The following is a 711-nucleotide window of genomic DNA, read 5'->3' as shown; positions in this document are numbered from 1 at the left end:
AGCCGGTTGCCCTCGGAGACGAGCATCGTGATCAACTGCCGACGCCGCGCAACGAGCGCCGCCAGCGCTTGCTGTTCGATGGTCGGCAAGGTCTTGACGAATTTCTCGCGCTCGGGATGACGTTCGATCACTTCGCCGAGCTGGGCGAGAATGCGAGCATCGATGCGATCAGTCTTCGCAAGTTGCCCCATCGCACGAGCAAAGTCTCGCGCCTGCCGTGGATTGATCACTGCCACGGCGTATCCGGCGGCCTGCAATACGCAAGCTACTGCCATTTCCAGCCCGCCTGTCGCTTCGAGCACGATCAGCGCAACCCGGTGGCGCGCCAGTTCCTCAAGCAAGGTATCGAAGCCATCCGTCGTGTTGGAGACACTCAGCGGCGTTGCCTTGACGCCAATCGCCACATCCAGCGTAGCCTTGGAAACGTCAATGCCAACGGTAATCGGTTTCGGATCTGGCAAGCTCGTCACTACCCCTCCTTGTACATGCGAACTTTTTTCAAACAACTGTTCGGGCTGTTGATGAGCGGCTCAGCTCGTGCGCCATTCGCTATCCTGCGGGCTGCAAACCCAAGGTGTCATCAGGCTGCACGAGCCTTGCCAAACCGACACAAAACCAAGGCTGTGGATTTGTGGACGATGCGCCTGCGGCGCACCGGAAAGCTTACCGTGGACAACGCTGCGCGTTGCCCACCGCGCTCTCCTTCGCCCA

The 711-nt window shown here is 59.9% G+C and carries 1 protein-coding gene; it reads right to left on the bottom strand.

Annotated features, from left to right (window positions below; all coding sequences use genetic code 11):
• A partial coding sequence (locus SB822_RS54740) for an IS110 family transposase (protein ID WP_410858805.1) occupies nucleotides 1-461 on the bottom strand: 461 nt, incomplete at its 3' end.
• Nucleotides 462-711 lie beyond the last annotated feature (250 nt).

Origin of the sequence: Paraburkholderia sp. SIMBA_054, assembly GCF_046534875.1 — a bacterium.
Classification (GTDB): Bacteria; Pseudomonadota; Gammaproteobacteria; order Burkholderiales; family Burkholderiaceae; genus Paraburkholderia; species Paraburkholderia hospita.
This window is presented reverse-complemented; position numbering and strand designations above follow the sequence as displayed.